Source organism: Zoogloea sp., assembly GCF_023150065.1.
GTDB lineage: Bacteria > Pseudomonadota > Gammaproteobacteria > Burkholderiales > Rhodocyclaceae > Zoogloea.
The window spans coordinates 23,628-43,996 of the sequence record NZ_JAKLLN010000001.1 but is presented as its reverse complement, the minus strand read 5'-3'; the positions used below and the strand labels follow the sequence as shown (position 1 = coordinate 43,996).

The following is a 20,369-nucleotide window of genomic DNA, read 5'->3' as shown; positions in this document are numbered from 1 at the left end:
CCTGTGTCAGAAGTGGCAGACAACCCCATTCCAGAGGTTGCTGCCGAGGGTCGGCGCCGTCACCAGGCCATACACCCCGAATGCCAGCACCACCAGTCCAGACCCCGTCCGTACCGCGCGGTTCCGCACAAAATCCTTCAGACGCTTGAGCAGCAGGCCGGCCAGCAGGAGATTGGGCAGCGTGCCCAGGCCAAAAGCCAGCATCAGCATCGCACCCCGCTCGGCAGCACCGGTGACCAGCGCCGTGGCCAGCACGCTATACACCAGGCCACAGGGCAGGAACCCCCACAGCAGCCCGAGAGGCAGGGCCTGGGCAACGGTACGGGCGGGCAGGAAGCGCCGGGTGAGGGGCTGGATGCGCGCCCACAGACGATGGCCCAGCTGCTCGACCCCCGACAGGGCGCGGGTGAAGCCGGTGAGATAGAGGCCCAAGGCAATGAGCATCAGGTTGGCGGCCACATACAGACCCAACTGGATGGGCAGGATGTCGTTGAAGAGCATGCCCACCGTACCGATGGCGCCCATGGCAGCCCCCGCCAGGGTGTAGCTGGCGATACGGCCGATGTTGTAAGCCAGGTGCAGGGGCCACTCGCGACGCGACTCGCCGGGCATGCGGACAGTATTCACCGTCAGGGCGCTGACGATGCCCCCACACATTCCGACACAATGGGTACCCCCCAGGAGGCCGATCAGAAAGACTGCGAGATAGCCGGTTTCGGGCATGTTCCAGACCTAGAAGCAAAGCGCCCCGCGGAAGCACGGGGCGCTGGGAGTCGCACTTGCCTTGGCATTCTAGCCCGGCACCAGCCGGGCAGGTTTGCTCAGATCACCTTGGAGTAGCGGGTGCGCTCGCGATCCGAGCGCAGGTAACGGTCGAAGACCATGGCGATGGCCCGGACGAGCATGCGACCGGCCGGCAGCACGGAGATCCATTGCTCGTCGATCTTGAGCAATCCGCCCTTCTCCATCTCCTGCAGATCGGCCAGCTCGGCGGCGAAGTACTGCTTGAAATCGATCAGGTGCGCGATCTCGATGGATTCGATGGACAGCTCGAAGTGGCACATCAGGGCCTGGATGATGGCCCGGCGCAGCAGATCGTCCGGGGTCAGCTCGATGCCCCGCAGCACCGGCAGGCGACCGGAGTCGAGGATGTCGTAGTACTCGTCGAGGGTCTTGACGTTCTGGGCGTAGGTGGGGCCCACCTTGCCGATGGCCGACACGCCGAAAGCCAGCAGGTCACACTCCGCGTAGGTGGAGTAGCCCTGGAAGTTGCGGTGCAGCCGCCCCTGGCGCTGGGCGGTGGTGAGCTCGTCGGTCGGCTTGGCAAAGTGGTCCATGCCGATATACACATAGCCCGCCTCGGTGAGCCGGCGGATGGCCAGCTGAAGGATCTGCAGCTTGGTCTCACCGGAAGGCAGCTGGGCATCGACGATGCGGCGCTGGGGCTTGAACAGACTGGGCAGGTGGGCGTAGTTGTAGATCGACAGGCGATCAGGCGACAGGGCCAGGATCTGCTCGAGGGTGCGATTGAAGCTGATGACGTTCTGCTTGGGCAGACCATAGATCAGGTCCACGCTCACCGACTTGAAACCGTGGGCGCGGGCGGCGTCGATGACCAGCTTGGTCTCTTCCTCGCTCTGTACCCGGTTGACCGCCTTCTGGACGTCCGGGTTGAAATCCTGGATGCCCACACTCATGCGGTTGAAACCCAGCTCGGCCAGCAGCGCCACGGTGGCTTCATCGACCTTGCGGGGGTCGACCTCGATGGAGTACTCGCCATCCGGCACCAGGGTGAAGTGCTTCTTGACGATGCCCATCAGCTGGCGCAGTTCGTCATGGGACAGGAAGGTGGGCGTGCCGCCTCCCAGGTGAAGCTGCAGGACGTCCCGCGGGCCTTCAAGGCTGGCGGCCTGAAGATCCACCTCTTTCTCGAGATAGGCCAGGTATTTGGCCGAGCGCCCGTGGTCCTTCGTGATGATCTTGTTACAGGCGCAGTAGTAGCAGATCGTATTGCAGAAGGGGATGTGGAAGTATAATGAGAGCGGTTTGCCGATCCCGCCGATCGTACGTTTCCCGAGCCAATCCCCCAGCGCGTCGGAGTTGAAAGCCTCGACAAAGCGGTCCGCAGTGGGATAGGACGTGTAGCGCGGCCCATTCACATCGAACTTGCGGATGAGGTCCGGATCGAAGATCAGATCTTTTTGTGTAGTGTTCATGGAGAGACTTCTGTTGGTTGCACGAAACAATCGCAGAATCGTCCAAAAATCGTATTGACGTGGATCAAAGGGCTCCAAACCTTGGTTTAACCACACAGTTCAGGTGATTGCGCGTGCAGATGAAATCGGTAGTGCCGGTGACGGTGGTGGAAATCAAGACGGCCTGTTCCCAGTGCAACCTGCGGGAGCTGTGCCTTCCTTTCGGCCTCGATCCGGGCGAGGTCAACCAGCTCGACGAGCTCGTCGGCAGCCGCCGCAAGATCAAGCGGCAACAACATCTGTACCGCTCGGGTGACTCCTTCGAAGCCATCTACGCGATTCGCGCAGGGTCCTTCAAGACCGATGTGATCCTTGAGGACGGTCGTGACCAGGTGACGGGCTTCCAGATGACCGGCGAAGTGCTGGGCCTCGATGGCATCAGCACCGAGCAGCATTCCTGCAACGCGATTGCGCTGGAGGACAGCGAAGTCTGCGTGATCCCCTTCGGCCGGCTGGAGGAGCTGTCCCGCCAGGTGGAGAGCCTGCAGCACCAGTTCCACAAGATCATGAGCCGCGAGATCGTCCGTGACCACGGCGTCATGATGCTGCTCGGCTCCATGCGGGCCGAAGAGCGTCTTGCCGCCTTCCTGCTCAACATGTCCCAGCGTTTCACGGCCCGGGGCTTCTCGCCGTCAGAATTCCACCTGCGCATGACCCGGGATGAAATCGGCTCCTACCTCGGGCTCAAGCTCGAGACTGTCTCCCGGGCCTTCTCGCGCTTCCAGGACGAAGGCCTGGTGGCCGTGCAGCAAAAGCACATCCGCATCCTCGACACGCCGGGGCTCAAGCGCATCCTCAACCACCACACGGCCTGATCGTCAGACCAGGCCCAGCCAGCCGAGCGGGCTCTTGGTGATTGCGACGGAAACAATGTAGGCATACACCGCCAGCGCGCCGGCAAAGGCCAGGGCGCGCTGAATGCGCGGCCGTGCCGGCCTGAGGGCGACGGCACCGAGGCCGATGTAAGCAAGCAGGCCAAAGATCTTGGCCGTCAGCCAGCCATCCACGAACGGAACGAAACCCGCCATCCAGGCCAGGGCAATCGCGCTGGCCAGCAGGCAGGAATCAATGAGATGGGGCAGAACGCGGGTCGCTCGGGCCCGCAGCAGGGGAGATCCGGTCATCGACCACCAGCCCCGCAGGGTGAAGCCGGCAATGCTGAGAACCACGCAGCTGATATGGAAGTGCTTGAGAGCCAGGTACATGTCGCCTCGGATAGAGTGTTCCGGCGACACGCCCATCGTCACGCCGGGCCCGTCACCGCGGGCCCCCGACTTTATCCCCGCAGCACGCCGACTTCCAGTGCCGCGAACCAGTTGATGAAGCGCTGCACGTCGGCGCCCTGGTAGATGGCCCCGTGCTGGGGCACCAGCATGTCGATCTCCATGCGGGAGACCCGCTCACACCAGTCACGCTTGGCCCGGTCGGAGCCCATCCAGCGCTTGTGGAAAGCTTCGGCGTGGCGGATGTGGCGGGAGAAATCCTCGACGTAGAGCCCGTTGTGATCCGCCGGCAGCAGGGCAGCGCCCACATCCCCGGAGAACAGGATCTTGGCCTTCGGATCGTAGAGGTGGAAGTTGCCTGACGAGTGCAGGTAGTGGGCGGGAATGGCCTGGAGCTCCAGCCCGCCCAGGCGGATGGTCATGCCGGGATCGGGGATGGGGATGAAGGTGCTGTCCTGGCCCCCGAAGTGGGGCAGGAAGGACTGCCACAGCCAGCTGGTGTAGCACTTGAGGTCAGGCTTGAACTCCAGCCACAGGGCCAGGGACGAGATGATGTCCGGATCCTGGTGGGACGAGAAGATGCCCGCCAGCCGGGTCGGATCGCACTCGGCAGAGAGCGCCGAGAACACTGCCGGAAAGATCTCGATGCCGCCCGGATCGCACAGCAGGGCTTCGTCGCCATTCACCACCACGTATTCGTTGGTGTCGATGATGTAGCCGGGCTTGGTCGCATCGCGGGCGATGGCGAGCCAGCGGTGATCGTCTTCCTGATAGATGCAGTGGGCCTGCTTCATGGTGTCCTAATCCTTTACGAGGCGTTCCTTGCCGAGTATTTCCAGTGACCGCTTGATCTGCGCGATCACTTCCGCAAAATCTGTCGAAACCTGCATCAGCGCCGGGCTGAAGGTGCCACCATAGGCGGCCTCGATCTTGGCGGAGCGGGCCAGCACGCCCCCCAGTTCGACCAGCTGCTGGGTCTCCTCCACCGCCGAACGCAGGCGCAGGTCCAGGGAGCGCAGGCAGGCCTGCTGCTCGGCCAGCCGCGTTGCACCGCGCCGCCGGGCCTCCCGTACACCCGGCACACCGTCGCCGCTGAGGCGGATGGCTGCGGCCAGGATGGCCGATGTGCGCTGCTGCTGAACCACGCCGGTCACACTACCCACCGAGCCGGAGGTCATGTCCCGGAGGGTGGCCATGTGCCGGGTCAGCTCCTGGGCGAAGCGCCGCAACTCATTTGAAAGCACCCCGAAGCCGAGGGCTGCGTTGCCCGCCCGCTTGGCCAGAAAGATCGCGTTGAGGGCCATCAGGTTGATGCGGAAGGCCGTGGACACGATGGCCTTGATCTCTTCATTGACCCGCACGATGCGCGCGAGCTCGCTCACGCCGGGGGCTTTCACGTGCAGGTTTCGGTCTGGCGCGTTCATGCTGAACTCTCATGCGGCGCAGGCCGCAGCAGGACTCGGGGACGTCAGGTTCACGCGGCATCCCCCGCCAGGTGCGGGGGAGATACCGGTGTTGTGCGGGATTAACGGCGGCCCGGGCCCAAGCTTGAGTCCGCCCCGATCCGTCTGCTAGGGGACAGAGGTGGCCGCTACGTCCTGACGGCGCGGCGGCATCAGGAAATCCCGCGGACGGGTGCGCAAGCGGTGCCACAAACGTCGGCGGAGCTCCCGCAGATCGTCCCGGGAAAGGTCATAGGCACGCACCGCCGTCCACAGGGAAAGGGCAAAGCTGACCCCGAGGTTGAGCACGAACATCACGGCCACCCCGAGAATGGCCAGGGACAACAACCCCGTGCCCACCCACTCCACCTCCAGCGCCGAGGTGGCGAGACTGAGGATGCCCGAGTTGAGGGTGACGTGACGCACATCCAGGGGGAGGCCGAAGAACTTGCCGAGCACCGGTGTCATGCCCAGCATCAGCCCCAGGGACACGTTGGTGGCCCAACCCGACATGTTGCGGGACACCACCCCGGCAAGCCGGATCATGCGCAGGCGGCCGAAGCGGTTGCCCAGCCGGTGCTCGGCAATCGCCTGGGGCAGCCGGTGATAGACCGCCCAGTTATCCACCCAGCCACCGATCAACGCCGCGGCGTACAGGATGCAGCCGGTAAGCGCAGCGTAGAACACCGTGCCGCTATCCACCGGACTGAGGGCATGAAAGACGTAGGTGGCTTCCCCGTGACTGAGGAAGGAATGCCCCGTAACCCACTGCCAGGTGGCATCGAAAGCGTAGGCCCCGGTGGCCACCACCACCACGTTGGCAATGGTCGCAGCCAGCTGGGAGTGGCAGATGCATGCGGCGTAGTCGACGATCACGTCGAGGCGCTCGGCGCCCTTGCGGTCACGGATGATCGCCGCGAAGGCGGCGGCGGTCATGGCCGGCTGCTTGGTGGCCAGCATGAGGCCCAGCGCCTGAAGAATCAGGAAGCTCACCGCATAATTGACTCCCGACACCAGCCCCTCCATGAACAGGGCCAGACCCGCTCCGGCAACGGCCATCTTCATCGCTGCGGTGCCCACCGTCAGCAGCCCCCCTCCCGCTGCAGCAACCCAGATGTGGCGATACTCGGCCGGGTTGTCGGCGATGTAGTGCTCACCGGTCTTGCCCGCCCGGTCGACGATGCGCCGCTGCAGGCGCTGCAGGTTGCTGCGCACAAGGTGGCGCAGACTGGTGCTGTCATGGGCGGCGTAGGCCAGCTGCTGGAGCAGGGCCAGCACCGGCCCGGGGGCCTCCCGGCCCGTGCTCATCACCGCCACGATGGCCTCCATGCGGCCCAGGCAACGTTCGAGCACATCGAGGCCATACACGATATCAACGCTGATGCCTTCGGATTCGAGGCGCGTCGAGATCATCTGCATCTCTTCCCGGCAGGCCACCACATCGGCTTCCCACGCCTCAAGCAGAGCCCCGGAGAGGCGTCCCTGCTCCCACGCGCAGAGCAGGTTTTCACCGCTCGCCGCCAGGCGTTTGAAGGGCGAACGGGCAACCGGCCCGGGCAGGCTGCGGGCCCGCAGCTTGAGGGACAGACCCTGCCCCTGGACGCGGGCCAGCAGCAGGCGGAAGCCGTCGGCCATGGCCCGCTCCAGCGCTGCCGTCATCTCCGGTTCATCCGCCGGGAAAAGCAGATCCACCGCCCGCTGCAGGGTGGAGGGCTGCAACCCGCGGATCAGGGTCAGATCACGCCGGTTGGGATAGCTCCGGCTCATCAGATGCCCGAGATCGTGATCGTCCCGGGGTGACGGGATCAGCTTGGAGGTCGTCCGATCCCCCAGCTCCGACAGGAAGCCCCGATCACTGGGAATCCCGACTTCCCCGAACAGGTTGGCCCCCTCGGTCTCGTCGAGGATGGCCCCGAGGGCCCGGCGCAGGGCCGCCGCCAGGGGCGGGTTGGCCGCCAGCACATCCATCAGCACGGCAAAGCGCTGGGTGGCGGAGCCATGCACGTCGGCAGCGTCGATATACACGTCGTCCCACAACTTGCCTCGTGACAACCAGGCATTCAGGGCCAGCCAGGCATCCATCCGGTCGGGGAGATGGTCGGCCTGGATGAGGGCAGACAACCGCCTGGCCAGGCCCGGCAGATGCCTCTGCTGATGGCGAGAGAGAGGGAGGGCGGCATGAATGCACGCCATCACGTGGTCCGGAGTCATGGGCTGGGTATCTTGCATAGGTCGAGTATGACCCAGCCACCCAGATTTTGTTCATGTGCACAATTGCCTGGAGCCCCACCCGGGACAGGCAAGCCGGTTATCCTCCCGCCCATGCTCCCCATCCTTTACCAGGACGACCACATGGTCGTCATCCACAAGCCCTCGGGGCTGCTCGTGCATCGCAGCGAGCTCGATCGCCACGAAACCCGCTTCGCCGTGCAATTGCTGCGCGACCAGCTGGGGCGCCACGTGCACCCCGCCCACCGCCTCGACCGGGGCACCTCGGGCGTGCTGGTGTTTGCCCTCGACAAGGACACCGCCCGCGCCCTGGGCGGGCAGTTCGAACGCCAGGAGGTGGACAAGACCTACCTGGCCGTGGTGCGGGGCCACCCGCCCGAGTCCGGCCGCATCGACCACGCCCTGACCCGCCGCCGCGACGACGCCGAGTGGGTGGACCGCCGCAGCACCGACGAGGCCCAGGACGCCATCACCGACTACCGCCGTCTGGCCACCTGCGAGCTACCCCACGCCGTCGATCGCTACCCCACCAGCCGCTACGCCCTGGTCGAACTCAAGCCCCTCACCGGGCGACGCCATCAGCTCCGCCGCCACCTCAAGCACCTCGCCCACCCCATCATCGGCGACGCCACCTTCGGCAAGGGCCGCCACAACCGGCTGTTCCAGGACCTGTTCGGCAACCAGCGCATGCTGCTGGCCTGCACCCGGATGCAGTTGAGCCACCCGGTGGATGGCCGCGTCCTCGATCTGGTCGCCCCCGTGGACGGTGACTTCGCCCGGGTCATCGACGCCCTGGGCTGGGGCCCGGCCCTGCCCCCGGGGCTTTGCCCCCCTGAACACACCGGGCCGCCGCCCGTGGTGCAGCCCGCCACATACCCTGCGACAACTCTGAGCTTTCGCCCGTAACACAGGCCGGATAAGATTCACGGTCTTTTGTGTTGCGCGCCCGATGAAGCTTTCCCAACGTCTCGATCCAACCCGCCTCAACTGGCAGTCCGCCACGCGCATCGGCCCCGTGCTTGCCTGGGGGGCGGCCCTGTCGGTCACGGCCTGGGTCGGCGCAGATCTCTTCTGGCGTTTCAGCGCACCCCGCCCACCGGCCCTGCCGGTGGCCAGCCCCAGCGATCCGCAACTCGCAGCCCAGGCCATCGCCAGCCGGCACCTGATGGGCAATGCCGCCACACGCCCCGGCACGGTCGGCCCGGCCGTCGCCGCACCCGGCCGTTATGCCCTGCAGGCGGTGGTGACAGGCAGCGGCGGCCGCCCGGGCTGGGCCGTACTGACCATTGACGGCGGCCCCCAGCAGGGCATCGTCGAGGGCCAGGAGCTTCACCCCGGCGTCCGTCTTGCCCGGGTTCTGGCCGACAGCATCCAGATCACCGCCGGCGGTGGCACCCAGACCGTCCGCCTCACCGAGCGGGGCAGCCCTGGCACCCCGCCGGGCAACGGCCCCGTGCCCGCAGGCATTGGCCAGCTGCCCCCGCTGCAAGCCCCTTCCATCACCGACAACAACACCGAAGCACCGGACTCGGGCCCGCGCCCCTCTCCCATCGGCCTTCCTGCCGGCTTTCAGGTTCAACCCGTCCCCAGCCAATGAAACACGCCCGCTGCACCCCGGGGTTCGCCCGCCGGCTTCTTGCCGCCTGCCTAGTCACCACCGTGGCCCTGCCCCTCGCCCTGCCGGCCGTACCAGCCCTGGCCAACGAGGCCGGCACCGGCGAGACGGTGTCCCTCAACTTCGTGAATGCCGAGATCGGCGCCGTGATCCAGGCCATCTCCCGGATCTCCGGGCGCAACTTCGTGGTGGACCCGCGGGTCAAGGGCACCCTCAACATCGTCACGGCCCGGCCGGTGCCGCGCAATCTGAGCTACTCAATCCTGCTCTCGGCGCTGCGCCTGCAGGGCTATGCCGCCATCGAGGGCCAGGGCATCACCAAGATCGTCCCCGAGGCCGATGCCAAGCTGCACGCCGTGCCTGTGGGCAAGGGCCAGGGCGCCGGCGGCGGTGACCGCCTCACCACCCAGGTGTTCACCCTGCACCACGAATCGGCCTCCCAGCTGGTACCGGTGATCCGCCCCCTGGTGTCCCCCAACAACACCGTCACTGCCTACCCGGGCAATAACTCCCTGGTGGTCACCGACTACGCCGAGAACATCGGCCGCATCGCCCGCATCATCGAATCCATCGACGTCCCCCAGGGCGACATGCGGGTGATCAACCTCAAGCACGCCTCGGCGCTGGATCTCGCTCAGACGGTCAATCGCCTGCTCAACGACGCAGGCAGCGGCAGCCTCGGTGCGACACCCGGGGTCGGCGGCGACGCCAGCCAGCGGGTCTCGGTGATCGGCGACCCGCGCACCAACAGCCTGCTGGTGCGCTCGGAAAACCCCTCCAAGCTCAACGCCGTGCGCCAGCTGGTGGCCAACCTGGACCAGCCCGGTGCGGCCGGCAACATCCACGTGGTGTACCTGAAGAACGCCGAGGCCACCAAGGTCGCCCAGACCCTGCGTGCCGTGCTCTCCGGCGAGGCGGGCAACACCGGCCAGGGCAGCACCGGCAGCAGCAGCTCCACCAGCAGCTTCGCCCCCAGCGCCACCGGCAGCAGCACCAGTGGCAGTGCCACCAGCACGGGCTCGAGTGTCGGCAGTACCCCGTCCTTCAGCAACACCAGCACGACCGGCAGCGGCGCAGGCGCCACCGGCAATGGCATCGTCCAGGCCGACCCGATGAGCAACGCGCTGATCATCACCGCGCCGGAAGCCATCTACAACAACCTGCGCAAGGTCATCGAGCAGCTCGACCGGCGCCGCGCCCAGGTGTATGTGGAAGCCCTGATCACCGAAGTCAGCACCGAAAAAGCCGCCGAGATCGGCATCCAGTGGCAGGCCGGCAAGCTCGGCTCGACCACGGCCTTCGGCGGCACCACCTTCAACAGCGGCGGCAACAACATCCTCAACCTGGCCACCAGCCTGGCCTCCAGCAGTTCCACCACCCTGCCCGGCAATGGCCTCAACCTGCTGCTGGGTAGCGGCACCATCACCGTCGGCGGGCGCGAGATTGCCAACCTGAACATGCTGGCGCGCTTCCTGGAGTCGGACACCAAGGCCAACATCCTGTCCACGCCCAACCTCGTCACCCTGGACAACGAGGAAGCCAAGATCGTCGTCGGCCGCAACGTGCCCTTCGTCACCGGCACTTACGCCACCACCGGCAACACCGCCACCGCCAACCCCTTCACCACCGTCGAGCGCCGCGACGTGGGCCTGACCCTGAAGGTCAAGCCACAGATCTCCGAAGGCGGCACGGTGCGCCTGCAGATCTACCAGGAAGCCTCCTCGGTGATCGACTCCACCGCCACCAGCACCACCGGCCCCACCACCACCAAGCGCTCCATCGAATCCACCGTGCTGGTGGATGACGGCGCCATGATCGCCCTGGGCGGCCTGGTGGAAGACACTTACAGCGGCGGCCAGGAGAAAGTCCCGCTGCTCGGCGACCTGCCCTACCTTGGCCAGTTCTTCCGCTACGACTCGCGCAAGCGCGGCAAGACCAACCTGATCGTCTTCCTGCGTCCGGTGATCCTGCGTGACGCCGCCAGCATCCAGGGCATCTCCGCCGACCGCTACAACTACGTGATCGGCCAGCAGCGCGCCAACGACCGGGCCGACGCGCTGATGCGCGGCGAGCCCAACCCGCCGGAACTCCCGCCGCCGGGCAGCCCGCCACCGGCCGTGCCCTTCAACCGCCCCAAGGACAATCCGCCCCAAGCTGCGCCGGCGATACCCGCCCCCCAGCAGGCCACGCCCGCCTACACCCCATGAGCGCCCCCGCCCTGCCCTACGCCTTCGCCAAGGCCCACGGCGTGCTCGTTGCCAGCCTGGGCAGCGAGCGCGCCGAGGTGCTCATGCGCGAGGGTGCCGACCTGACGGCCCTGGCCGAAGTGCGGCGCAGCCTGGGTCTGCCCCTGCAGATCGAAAGCGTCGGCCGCGCCGCCTTCGAGGCGCGCCTGGCCGAGGCCTACTCCGGCGCCGAGGACAACGCCGCCGAGGTGGTGGCCGATGTAGGGCAGGAAGTGGACCTGACCCAGTTGATGACCGAACTCCCGGCCGTCGAGGATCTCCTCGACACTCAGGACGACGCCCCAATCATCCGCATGATCAACGCCCTGCTCACCCAGGCGGTGCGCCAGCAGGCCAGCGACATCCACATCGAGCCCTACGAGCGCCATTCGGTGGTGCGCTTCCGCCGCGATGGCGTGCTGGTGGACGTGGCCCAGCCGCACCGGGCGCTCCACGCCGCCATGGCCTCGCGCATCAAGATCATGGCCAGCCTCGACATTGCCGAGAAGCGCCTGCCCCAGGACGGCCGCATCGCCCTGCGCCTGGCCGGGCGGCAGGTGGACGTGCGGGTGTCCACCCTGCCCACCACCCACGGCGAACGCATCGTGCTGCGCCTGCTCGACAAGGGCAACGGCCAGCGCAGCCTGGACAGCCTGGGCATGGCCGCCGACACCGTGCGCCCCTTCGCCAACCTGCTCAAGGAACCCCACGGCATCCTCCTCGTCACCGGCCCCACCGGCTCGGGCAAGAGCACCACCCTCTACGCCGCCCTGCAGGGCATGGACGCCAAGCGCCGCAACATCGTCACCGTCGAAGACCCGGTGGAATACGACCTGCCCGGCGTGGGCCAGATCCAGGTCAATCCGCGCATCGAGCTGAGCTTTGCCAAGGCCCTGCGCGCCATCCTGCGCCAGGACCCGGACGTGATCATGATCGGCGAAATCCGCGACCTGGAGACCGCCCAGATCGCCGTGCAGGCCAGCCTCACCGGGCACCTGGTGCTGGCCACCCTGCACACCAACGACGCCGCCTCCGCCGTCACCCGGCTGGTGGACATGGGCGTCGAGCCCTTCCTGCTCGCCTCCACCCTGCGCGGCGTGCTGGCCCAGCGCCTGGTGCGCAAGCTGTGCCCGGCCTGCCGCAATGCCAGCCCCAGCAGCACGGCCGACCGCGAGCTGCTCGGGCCGGACACCCCCGCGCAGCTGTGGCACGCCACCGGCTGCCCCGACTGCTCGCGCACCGGCTATGCCGGCCGCAGCGGCATCTACGAACTCATCGTCGCCGACGAAGCCTTCCAGCGCCTGATCCACACCGGCGCCGACGAAGCCCAACTTCGCGCCCACGCCCTGGCCCACGGCACCCGCAGCCTGCGTGACGACGGCCTGCGCCTGCTGGCCAGCGGCCAGACCTCGGCCGAAGAGCTGCTCCGCGTCACCCGCGAATGACCGCCTTCCGTTACCGCGCCCTCGACGCCGCCGGCAAGGAAGCCACCGGCGTCCTCGAAGCCGACACCGGCAAGGCCGCCCGCGGCCTGCTCCGGGAGCGCGGCCTGTATCCGCTGGAAGTGGCCTCGGTGGCCCACGGCGCGGCGGGTAACAAGTCTGTCCGGCGCAAGCTCAAGGACGCCGACCTCACCCTGCTCACCCGCCAGTGGGCCACCCTGCTGGCCTCCGGCCTCACCGTCGAGCAGGCCCTCGCCGCCCTCATCGAGCAGGCCGAGAGCGAATCGACCCGCCAGCTGCTGGCCGGCGTACGCTCCGAGATCCTGGCCGGCTACAGCCTGCGCGCCGCCCTCGACCGCTACCCCCAGGCCTTCTCCACCCTGTACCGGGCCTCGGTGGCCGCGGGCGAGAAATCCGGCGAGCTGGCCAAGGTCATGAACCAGCTGGCCGACTACCTCGACCGCAGCCACGCCCTGCGCACCAAGACCCTCCAGGCCCTGCTCTACCCGGCCATCGTCGCCAGCGTGGCCTTGCTGGTCATCGTCGGCCTGATGACCTACGTGGTGCCCCAGGTGGTGTCCGTGTTCCAGCAGGGCAAGCAGGCCCTGCCGCTGCTCACCCGCAGCCTGATCCTGGTCAGCACCCTGCTGCGCGAGTGGGGCTGGCTGCTGGTGCTTGCCATCGTCGGCGCCTTCATGGCCGGGCGCAGCGCCCTGCGTGACACCAGCCTGCGCCGCCGCTGGGACGCCTGGCTGCTGGGCCTGCCGGTGCTGGGGCGCCATCTGCGCACCCTCGACGCCACCCGCTTTGCCAGCACCCTGTCCATCCTGGCCGGTAGCGGCGTGCCCCTGCTGGCGGCGCTGGACGCCGGCCGCCAGGTGATCAGCCGCCTGCCCCTGGCCGACGCCGTGGGCGTGGCCGCCGAGCGGGTGCGCGAAGGCCAGCCCCTCTCCAAGGCCCTCGGTGCGAGCCGCCAGTTTCCGCCGCTGCTCATCCACATGCTGGCCAACGGCGAGGCCACCGGCCGCATCGACGAGCTCCTCGACCGCGCCGCCCGCCTGCAACAGGCCGAACTGGAAAACCGCACCGCCACCCTCACCGCCCTGCTGGAGCCGGTGCTGCTCCTGGCCATGGGCGGCTTCGTGCTGCTCATCGTGATGGCCGTGATGCAGCCCATCATCGAAATCAACACCCTGATGAAGTAAGGAAACCACGATGCTCAAAACCCTGCGCCGCAACCGCGGCTTCACCCTGATCGAAGTGATGGTGGTCATCGTCATCCTCGGCGTGCTCGCCGCCCTGGTGGTGCCCAAGGTGATGAGCCGCCCGGACGAGGCCCGGGTGGTCGCCGCCCGCCAGGACATCTCGGCCGTCATGCAGGCCCTCAAGCTCTACAAGCTCGACAACCGCCGCTACCCCAGCGCCGAGCAGGGCCTGCAGGCGCTCGTCACCAAGCCGACCACCGCCCCGGTGCCCGAGAACTGGAAGTCCTACCTGGACAAGCTGCCCCTCGACCCCTGGGGCAAGCCCTACCAGTACGTCATGCCCGGCCTCAAGGGCGAGGTGGATGTGATGAGCTTCGGCGCCGACGGCGTGACCGGCGGCGAAGGCTTCGACGCCGATATCGGCTCCTGGAGCCTGTAGTGCCTTTCCGGCCCATGAACACCGCGCCCCGACGGCGGCACAGCACCGGCTTCACCCTCATCGAGGTGATGGTCGTGCTGGTGATCATGGGCATCATGGCCACCGGGCTCAGCGTGGGTCTGGACAGCCTGCGCGGCCGCGACGCCGACCAGGCCCTCAAACGCCTGCGCCTGGTGCTGGAAGCCACCGCCGACCGGGCCATCGTGCGTGGCCGGCCCATCGCCGTGGAGCTGCTCTCCGACGGCTACCGTTTCTCGGCCCTCGACCCCGACGACAACTGGCGCCCCCTCAACGACCCACCGGTGTTCACCGAGAAGGCCCTGCCCGCCGGCATGGGCTGGGGCGGTCTGCGCCTGGAAGGGGGCGGCGAGACCAGCGCCACCCGCCTGCAGTTCGGCACCCAGGCACCGGAGTACGAATTACGTGTCACCACCCCCGGCGGCGAAGCCCGCCTGACCGGCAGGGCCAACGGCGAGGTGCGGCTGCAGATGCCGGGCCGCACGGCCTCATGAGGCGGCAGCCCGCCCGCGCCCGCGGCTTCACCCTGCTGGAGACCCTTGTTGCCCTGGCCATCCTGGCCATCGCCCTGACCGCCGCCTTCCGGGCCATGGGCGTCACCGCCCAGAGCGCCGCCGAACTGCGCGAGCGTCTGATCGGCGACTGGGTGGCCGAGAACCGGCTGGCCGAGCTGCGCGCCACCGGCGCCTGGCCCGGCGCCGGCACCAACGAGGGCACCGCCGACCAGGCCGGGCGAACCTACCGCTGGCGCGAAGAGGTCAAGAACACCGCCAACCCCCTGTTCCGCCGGGTGGACGTGAGCGTCTTCGCCCCCGAATCCGACACCCATGCCATCGCCCGGCTCACCGGCTACGTGGCCCGCCCCCTGCGATGAAGCGCTTACCGCCCGCCCAGCGCGGCCTGACCCTGATCGAGCTGATGGTGGCCCTGGCCATCTTCGCGGTGCTCGGCGTGCTGTCCTACCGCGGGCTTGCCGAGGTGGCCACCAGCCGCACTCACCTGGAAGCGGGCTTCGAGCGCTGGCGGGCGATCGGGCGCAGCATGCAGCGCATCGACACCGATCTGCAGCAGCTCGTGTCACCCGCGGCATCAGGCAGCAGCCTGCCCACCGAAGGCACCAGCCTGGCCGCACCGGGCCTGGTCCTTGGTCGCAGTGCCAGTGGCGAGCCAGAGCTACAGTTCCTGCGCCTGGACGATACCCGCGGCGTGCGCCGGGTCGGCTTCCGGCTGGTGGACGGGCGCCTCGAATGGCTGCGCTGGAGCGGCCGCGAAGCCCTCGGCCAGCCCAGCGTCGATCCCCTGCTCGACGGGGTGCGCGGCGTACGCTGGCGCTTCCTGCTCGACAACGTGCGCACCGACGCCTGGCCTCCCGCCGACCGCCGCAGCCTGCTGCCGGACGCCATCATCCTCGAACTCGATCTGGCCGACGTGGGCACCCTCACGCGGCTGATCGCCCTGCGCTGATGGCCGCTCTCCACCCCCGCACCCAAGCGCCAGCCGGCCCCCAACGGGGCGCCGCGGTGATCCTTGCCCTCCTTACCGTGGCCCTCGTTGCCGGCATCGCCGCCGCCGCCGTCGGTGACCTGGGTGTGGCCATGGATCAGGTGATCGGCCGCCACGACCAGGCCCAGGCCCGCCAGCTGGCCCGCGGCGCCGTGGACTGGGCGCGCAACGTGCTGGCCGAGGATGCCGGCCGCAGCAACGTGGATCACCTGGGCGAGGCCTGGGCCGTCAAGGTGCCGCCGACGCCGGTGGAAGAAGGCGAAGTCAGCGGCGAGCTGCAGGATCTGTCCGGCCGCATCAACCTCAACAAGCTGGTCCGGATCGACGGTCAGAATCCCCTGGAGCGGGAGCAGTTTTTGCGCCTGCTGGAGCTGGTCGGGGTGGGCAAATCGGAAGCTCTGGATCTCACCAACGCCCTGATCGACTGGCTCGACCGGGATGACAACCCGACCCTGCCCGGTGGCGCCGAATCGTCCTGGTACGGCACCCAGCAGCCCCCCCGCAGCCCGGCCAACGGCCCCCTGGCCAGCGTTGGCGAACTCACCCAGGTGCGCGGTTTCAGCCCCGCCCTGGTGGCCCGCCTGAGCCCCTTCGTGGCCGCCCTGCCGGGCAGCGACAGCCTGATCAATGTGAATACGGCAGCGCCGGAAGTGCTGGCCGCCGCCATCGCCGAGCTGCCCCTGGACACCGCCCGCATCATGGCCGTCGAACGCAGCCGGGCCTGGTTCACCAGCGTGGCCAGCGTCGACGCCTGGCTCGAGAACCGAAATCTCCCCGCCAACACCACCGGCCTGGACATCCAAAGCCATCACTTCCTGGCCACCGGACGCGCCCGCTTCGGCGTCTCCATGGTGCGCATGGAAGTCCTCCTGTATCGCCCCACGGGCCAGAAATGGTCCACCATCGTTTGGCAGAAACTGCTATGACCCGCCTCCTCCTTGCCATCGACGAACATTGGCCGACCCGCCCCGAATGCGCCTGGGCGCTCCTCGGGCCCGACGGCCAGCCCCTCTCCGAAGGGCATTCCGCCCCCCGCCACTGGCCGGCTGCCGACGAATGCAGCGTGGTGCTGACCGGCGCCCAGTGCCTTTGGCTGGATGTGCCGCTGCCCCGCGGCGCCCGCCGCGACCTGCCGCGCCTGTTGAGCTACGCCCTCGAAGACCGGCTGCTGAAAGACCCGGACACCCAGCACCTGACCCTCAGCCACCGCCGCCCGGCCAACGACGGTGAGCGCGACCTGGCTGGGGTGCTGGTCATCGCCCGGGAGCGCCTGCGTAGCCTGATGGCCCAGTTCGCCGCCATCGGCCGGGTGCCGCGCCGGGTGGTGGCCCAACTGCAGACGGCCCCCGCCGACGAGGCCGGCTGGCACCTCAGCCTGTCCGCCGAAGGGGCCATCCTGCGCACCAGCACGAGCACCGCACTGGCCCTCGACCGGGACATCCTGGTTCCGCTGCTGTCCGCCCAGGCCGCCAGCGCCCGGGCAGCCAATGCAGCCCCGGCCCGGGTCGACGTGCACCCGGCGCCGGGCAGCCCCGCTTTCGACATCCCCGCCGCCGAGGCAGAAAGCGGCCTCACGCTGCACCCTGCCGCGCCCTACCTGTGGTGGCAGGGAAACGAGCGCCAGGCTGCCAACCTGCTGCATGGCGAGTTCGCCAGTGGCGACCGTGGCGCGGCCTGGATGGCCCGGCTGCGTGCTCCGGCCCTGCTCGGCACCGCTGCGCTGGGCCTCTGGCTGGCCACCAATGTGGGTGAGGTGCTGTGGCAGCGGCATGTGCTGGGCGGCTTCGAGTCGCGCATCGAACGGGTCTATCGCAGTGCCTTCCCCAACTCACCGGTGGTCGCCCCCGCCGCCCAGATGCGCCAGCAGCTCAACGCCGAGCGGGCACGCCATGGCCAGCTGCGCGATGACGACGCCCTGAGCCTGCTGGCCCAGGCAGCCGAAGCCCTGGGCACCGACGCCACCGATGGCATCGCCGCCCTGCGCTTCGAGGAAGGCCGCCTCGACCTGACCCTGAGCGGCCCCGCCGCTGCCCGCGCCGAAGCCCTGGTCGGCCTGCTGAGCAGCCGCGGCCTGCTTGCCAACCTGCGCCAGGAAGGCAATGCCACACATCTGCTGCTGCGCCAGGAGAACCTGCAATGAAGGACATCAAGACCGCCGCAGCCGGCCCCATTGCCCAGCTTGCACAACGCTGGCAGGCCATCAGCCCCCGGGAACAGCGCCTGGTCCTGATCGCCGCCACCGTCGTGGCGATCGGCGCAGCAGTCAGTCTGCTCGACTGGAGCCGCGCCGAGGGACAACGCCTGGCCCGCCGGCTGCCCCGCGCCGAAGCCAGCCTGAACCAGGTGCAGGAAGCCGCCACGGAGATCAGCCGCCTGCGCGCCGCAACGCAAGCCACCCGGCCGGACGGCCCCGCCCTGCTCGCGGCCGTCCAGGCATCGGCCAAGAGCCGCGGCCTGGAGATCGGCGTGCAGGGGGGCGGCGAAGGCCTGCACATCAAGGGGCAGGCCGGCTTCAACGAGCTGATCGCCTGGCTCGCCGCCCTGCAGAAAGATCAGGGCCTGCGGGTGCTGCGCATGGAGATCCAGCGCCAGGGCAGCCTTGCCAGCGTCGACGCCGTGCTGGCCAGCCCGGCAACCCCCTGAGCGATGTTGAAGAAGCTGCTGATCGTGCTGGCGCTGGGCCTAGGGTTTCTGGTGGCCAAGGCTCCGGCCAGCCTGGTGGATGGCCTGCTGGCCCATTTCACCGGCGAAGGCCTGCGCCTGCAGAAGGCCGAAGGCACCCTGTGGCGTGGCCACGGCATCCTTGCCAGCCGCGACGCCAGTGGCCGCAGCCTGTCGCCCTGGCTGCCCCTGGCCTGGGAGTTCGACACCGGTGCGCTCATTCGGCTTGCCGCGGCATGGAGCTTTTCGAGCAGCGGCACCCCGATCGGACGCGTCGAGGCCGGCCCCGCAGGGCTGGAGGTGACGGGGCTGAACCTCCACGCTCCCGCCGACGCCGCCCTCATGCCGATTCCCCACCCGGTTGCCCGGGCGGGGTGGCAGGGCGATCTCAGCATCGAGGCACCGACCTGGCGCTGCGCCCTATCGGGTACCTGCAGTGGCGAAGCCCGCCTGCTCTGGCGCGGTGCCCGCGCCGCATTGTTCCCGGGGCGCCGATTCGGCGACTACGAGATCCGGCTCACCGCCCGGGACGGACGCTTCCACTACACCCTCGACACCCTTGCCGGCGACGTGATCGCCAAGGGCAGCGGCGAGGCCGCCCCCGGGCGCACCCCCAGCTTCACGGGAAGCCTCAAGGGAGAACCGGAGTTCCTCAACCGCCTGCCGGCCATCGCCGGTGGCGCAGCGCGACCAACCGGCCAGCCAGGGCAGTTCGAGATCCACTGGCCGCCCCCCTGACAAACTTCCTTTCATCCCCCTGCCGATTCCGCCAGAATGTCAGGTTCATTCCACATCTCATCGCATCCAGGTTCTTCGTCCATGAATCCGATCCAAGCCGCTCGCGCTGCCGGCCAGCAAATCTGGCTCGACAACCTCTCCCGCTCCCTGATCAATGAAGGTCACCTTGCCCGGCATATCGAGCAAGGCGTGGCCGGCGTGACCACCAACCCGGCGATCTTCCACAAGGCCATCGCCGAGGGGCAGGACTACCGCCCGGCCCTGGACGCCATGCGCGGCGAGAACCTGAGCGCCGAGCAGCGCTACGAGCGCCTGGTGATTGAAGACGTCCAGCGCGCCTGCGACACCATCCGCCCGGTCTTCGACGCCAGCCAGGGCGACGCCGGCTACGTCAGCCTGGAAGTCTCGCCGGCCCTCGCCGACGACGAAGCCGGCACCGTCGCCGCTGCCCGCCGCCTGCGTGATGCCGTGGCCCGGGACAACCTGCTGGTGAAGATCCCCGCCACCGCTGCCGGCATCCGGGCCATCGAAACCCTGACCGGCGAAGGGCTCAGCCTCAACGTCACCCTGATGTTCTCCCTCGCCCACGTGGATGCCGTAGCCGGCGCCTACCAGCGCGGCCTGGAAGCCCTGGCCGCCAGGGGCGGTGATGTGAGCAAGGTACGCTCCGTGGCCAGCGTGTTCCTGTCCCGCTGGGAGACCCTAGTAGACAAGCTGCTCGAAGAAAACGGCAGCGATGCCGCCCTGGCCCTGCGCGGCAAGACCGGCGTGGCCATCGCCCGCCAGGCCTACCAGCGCTACCTGGCCCGCTTCCACGGCGCAGGCTTTGTCGCCCTCGCCGCCCGCGGCGCACGCCCCCAGAGCATGCTGTGGGCCAGCACCGGCACTAAGAACCCGGCCTACCCCGACCTGATGTACGTCGAACCCCTGATCGGCGCGGAAACCGTCAACACCCTGCCCGACGCCACCCTCGCCGCCTTCCTGGACCACGGCGTGGTAAGCGGCAACACCGTGACCGGCGACATCGATGCAGCCGGCACCCACATCGTCGCCCTAGGCGCCCTGGGCATCGACCTCAACGTCCTCGGCGAACGCCTCCAGCAGGAAGGCCTCGCCCAATTCGCCACGGCCTTCGGCAAGCTGCTCGAACTGACGGCCTGATCGTCTACCCCCCCCCCCCCCCCGGCAGCCCTCCCCCGGGCTGCCGAAACGCTCCGCCCTGCGACATGCGGGCTGACCCGGCATCAGACGGATGTGTGTCCGGGGAAAGCACAAAATAAAACAGCCTGCGACGCTTTCGCGTAACAGGCTGATTTATTTTGTGTTGGTGCCGCTGACCGGAATCGAACTGGTGACCTTCGCATTACGAATTAG

General features: G+C 68.3%; 21 protein-coding genes. 15 read left to right on the top strand and 6 right to left on the bottom strand.

All coding sequences use genetic code 11. The features are described 5' to 3' along the window. Positions 1-6: 6 nt before the first annotated feature. Positions 7-723, bottom strand: a complete 717-nt coding sequence (locus tag L6Q67_RS00205; protein ID WP_296563377.1) for a sulfite exporter TauE/SafE family protein — start codon at positions 721-723, stop codon at positions 7-9. Between the two features lie 98 nt (positions 724-821). Beyond that, positions 822-2,216 carry an oxygen-independent coproporphyrinogen III oxidase gene (gene hemN / locus L6Q67_RS00200; RefSeq protein ID WP_296563374.1) on the bottom strand — a complete coding sequence of 465 codons (1,395 nt, stop codon included), beginning with the start codon at positions 2,214-2,216 and terminating at the stop codon, positions 822-824. Between the two features lie 119 nt (positions 2,217-2,335). On the opposite strand from hemN, the gene fnr reads away from it, so the two are divergent. Continuing rightward, complete coding sequence (gene fnr, locus L6Q67_RS00195) at positions 2,336-3,070, top strand: fumarate/nitrate reduction transcriptional regulator Fnr (protein WP_296565162.1); 735 nt, start codon at positions 2,336-2,338, stop codon at positions 3,068-3,070. Positions 3,071-3,073: 3 nt separating this feature from the next. Here the strand turns inward: fnr and L6Q67_RS00190 are convergent, their stop codons facing one another. The 4 genes from L6Q67_RS00190 to L6Q67_RS00175 all read right to left on the bottom strand — a co-directional run bounded on the left by L6Q67_RS00190 (position 3,074) and on the right by L6Q67_RS00175 (position 7,041). Further along, on the bottom strand, positions 3,074-3,460 hold the full coding sequence (locus L6Q67_RS00190) for a SirB2 family protein (RefSeq protein WP_296563371.1): 387 nt from the start codon (positions 3,458-3,460) through the stop codon (positions 3,074-3,076). 71 nt (positions 3,461-3,531) lie between these two features. Next, a complete protein-coding gene (locus L6Q67_RS00185) occupies positions 3,532-4,272 on the bottom strand; it encodes an MBL fold metallo-hydrolase (protein ID WP_296563366.1) in 741 nt (246 codons plus the stop codon). Between the two features lie 6 nt (positions 4,273-4,278). Further along, positions 4,279-4,902, bottom strand: a complete 624-nt coding sequence (locus L6Q67_RS00180; RefSeq protein WP_296563364.1) for a chemotaxis protein — start codon at positions 4,900-4,902, stop codon at positions 4,279-4,281. A gap of 147 nt (positions 4,903-5,049) precedes the next feature. Further along, complete coding sequence (locus L6Q67_RS00175; protein ID WP_296563362.1) at positions 5,050-7,041, bottom strand: hypothetical protein; 1,992 nt, start codon at positions 7,039-7,041, stop codon at positions 5,050-5,052. 201 nt (positions 7,042-7,242) lie between these two features. Here L6Q67_RS00175 and L6Q67_RS00170 point away from each other — a divergent pair, with 201 nt between their 5' ends. The 14 genes from L6Q67_RS00170 to tal all read left to right on the top strand — a co-directional run bounded on the left by L6Q67_RS00170 (position 7,243) and on the right by tal (position 20,156). Further along, on the top strand, positions 7,243-8,055 hold the full coding sequence (locus tag L6Q67_RS00170) for a pseudouridine synthase (protein WP_296563359.1): 813 nt from the start codon (positions 7,243-7,245) through the stop codon (positions 8,053-8,055). Positions 8,056-8,098: 43 nt separating this feature from the next. Further along, the gene (locus tag L6Q67_RS00165; RefSeq protein ID WP_296563357.1) at positions 8,099-8,746 is read left to right on the top strand and encodes a type II secretion system protein N; all 648 of its coding nucleotides are present in this window, start codon (positions 8,099-8,101) and stop codon (positions 8,744-8,746) included. Next, positions 8,743-10,971, top strand: coding sequence for a type II secretion system secretin GspD (gene gspD / locus L6Q67_RS00160; protein ID WP_296563355.1), 2,229 nt, complete (start codon positions 8,743-8,745; stop codon positions 10,969-10,971). Before L6Q67_RS00165 ends, gspD begins: the two co-directional genes overlap by 4 nt. Then, complete coding sequence (gspE, locus tag L6Q67_RS00155) at positions 10,968-12,434, top strand: type II secretion system ATPase GspE (RefSeq protein WP_296563352.1); 1,467 nt, start codon at positions 10,968-10,970, stop codon at positions 12,432-12,434. The genes gspD and gspE overlap by 4 nt, the downstream gene beginning before the upstream one ends. Then, a complete protein-coding gene (gspF, locus tag L6Q67_RS00150) occupies positions 12,431-13,636 on the top strand; it encodes a type II secretion system inner membrane protein GspF (protein ID WP_296563349.1) in 1,206 nt (401 codons plus the stop codon). Before gspE ends, gspF begins: the two co-directional genes overlap by 4 nt. 10 nt (positions 13,637-13,646) lie before the next feature. Next, positions 13,647-14,075 (top strand): type II secretion system major pseudopilin GspG, encoded by a 429-nt coding sequence (gene gspG, locus L6Q67_RS00145; RefSeq protein WP_296563346.1) that lies wholly within the window; start codon positions 13,647-13,649, stop codon positions 14,073-14,075. A 14-nt stretch (positions 14,076-14,089) separates the two neighbouring features. Beyond that, a complete protein-coding gene (locus tag L6Q67_RS00140; protein ID WP_296563343.1) occupies positions 14,090-14,587 on the top strand; it encodes a GspH/FimT family pseudopilin in 498 nt (165 codons plus the stop codon). Further along, entirely contained in the window at positions 14,584-14,967 is a 384-nt protein-coding gene (gene gspI, locus L6Q67_RS00135) for a type II secretion system minor pseudopilin GspI (protein ID WP_296563341.1), read from the top strand. Before L6Q67_RS00140 ends, gspI begins: the two co-directional genes overlap by 4 nt. Continuing rightward, positions 14,964-15,557: a type II secretion system minor pseudopilin GspJ gene (gene gspJ / locus L6Q67_RS00130; protein ID WP_296563337.1), complete on the top strand. Its 594-nt coding sequence runs from the start codon at positions 14,964-14,966 to the stop codon at positions 15,555-15,557. The genes gspI and gspJ overlap by 4 nt, the downstream gene beginning before the upstream one ends. Continuing rightward, positions 15,557-16,522, top strand: coding sequence for a type II secretion system minor pseudopilin GspK (gene gspK / locus L6Q67_RS00125; RefSeq protein ID WP_296563334.1), 966 nt, complete (start codon positions 15,557-15,559; stop codon positions 16,520-16,522). The genes gspJ and gspK overlap by 1 nt, the downstream gene beginning before the upstream one ends. Next, positions 16,519-17,736, top strand: a complete 1,218-nt coding sequence (gspL, locus tag L6Q67_RS00120; protein ID WP_296563331.1) for a type II secretion system protein GspL — start codon at positions 16,519-16,521, stop codon at positions 17,734-17,736. Before gspK ends, gspL begins: the two co-directional genes overlap by 4 nt. Further along, the gene (gene gspM, locus L6Q67_RS00115) at positions 17,733-18,239 is read left to right on the top strand and encodes a type II secretion system protein GspM (protein ID WP_296563328.1); all 507 of its coding nucleotides are present in this window, start codon (positions 17,733-17,735) and stop codon (positions 18,237-18,239) included. The genes gspL and gspM overlap by 4 nt, the downstream gene beginning before the upstream one ends. A gap of 3 nt (positions 18,240-18,242) precedes the next feature. Further along, positions 18,243-18,995, top strand: a complete 753-nt coding sequence (gspN, locus tag L6Q67_RS00110; RefSeq protein ID WP_296563326.1) for a type II secretion system protein N — start codon at positions 18,243-18,245, stop codon at positions 18,993-18,995. 81 nt (positions 18,996-19,076) lie between these two features. After that, the gene (gene tal, locus L6Q67_RS00105; RefSeq protein ID WP_296563323.1) at positions 19,077-20,156 is read left to right on the top strand and encodes a transaldolase; all 1,080 of its coding nucleotides are present in this window, start codon (positions 19,077-19,079) and stop codon (positions 20,154-20,156) included. Positions 20,157-20,369 lie beyond the last annotated feature (213 nt).